This window comes from Dellaglioa sp. CoH-57-MRSF-18, assembly GCF_056781995.1.
On record NZ_JBXAXX010000040.1, the window covers coordinates 1 to 642 of the forward strand.

General features: G+C 56.5%; 2 protein-coding genes. Both read left to right on the forward strand.

Going from position 1 to position 642, the window contains the following annotated elements:
- The first annotated feature begins 112 nt into the window (after positions 1–112).
- The gene (locus AC1RPG_RS07925; protein ID WP_281116311.1) at positions 113–319 is read left to right on the forward strand and encodes a hypothetical protein; all 207 of its coding nucleotides are present in this window, start codon (positions 113–115) and stop codon (positions 317–319) included.
- A complete protein-coding gene (locus tag AC1RPG_RS07930) occupies positions 316–567 on the forward strand; it encodes a hypothetical protein (protein WP_251213468.1) in 252 nt (83 codons plus the stop codon). The genes AC1RPG_RS07925 and AC1RPG_RS07930 overlap by 4 nt, the downstream gene beginning before the upstream one ends.
- The last annotated feature ends 75 nt before the right edge of the window (positions 568–642 follow it).

A 642-nucleotide genomic window follows, 5' to 3' on the forward strand; every position in this document is an offset into this window, starting at 1 on the left:
GTCCTGATCCGGATGTCGCTGAGGTGCACAAGGCTGGTGAGTACCAACTGTTCGCGACGGACGCGATCGTACGGCGCGTGGCCCATGCGTTGTTCACGTTGGAGCCGCGTCTATGATTCCGAGTGCGTGGGTGGGAAAACGTGAATTTGCATTGAACTTTGGATTTGAACGCCAGTTTGCTGCGGATTTGGATACGGCGCTCACGCTACTGGCCGCCGTCAACGACTATGGCACACGTCAGGCACTTGGGCCGGACTGGTGCTCGGCGCTGGACCGGTTGGAACGCAGGTACGAGAGCCTTGATGGGGAGGACGAATGAAATTCGATGACTGGGTGGAAGCGTTCGAGGTGGCGGACACGGAGCCCGCTGCAAAATCGCAGCTGGGTCGCCGTCTTTTGAAGTTTGGATTCGAGATGGGGCAGATGGTGCGGACCGGTGAAATTCGGCGCATCTTCGACACCGTTATCGAGGAAGTGAAGACCGGTGACTTGCAGACTGACGAGATCGGGGCAGTCCGTCGCGTGGATGATCTGCTGTTCATGCTTGTCTCAAAGGAGATGGAATGAGCACGAAGCCACTTGTTGACGGAGAAATCCGAGAAATCAAGGCCGGTCGTGGTTATTCTATGTGGAAGCATAACC

Bases quoted from the DNA above. Each gene is read 5' to 3' on its own strand.
- AC1RPG_RS07925 (WP_281116311.1), top strand. From the start codon at position 113: ATGATTCCGAGTGCGTGGGTGGGAAAACGTGAATTTGCATTGAACTTT.
- AC1RPG_RS07930 (WP_251213468.1), top strand. From the start codon at position 316: ATGAAATTCGATGACTGGGTGGAAGCGTTCGAGGTGGCGGACACGGAG.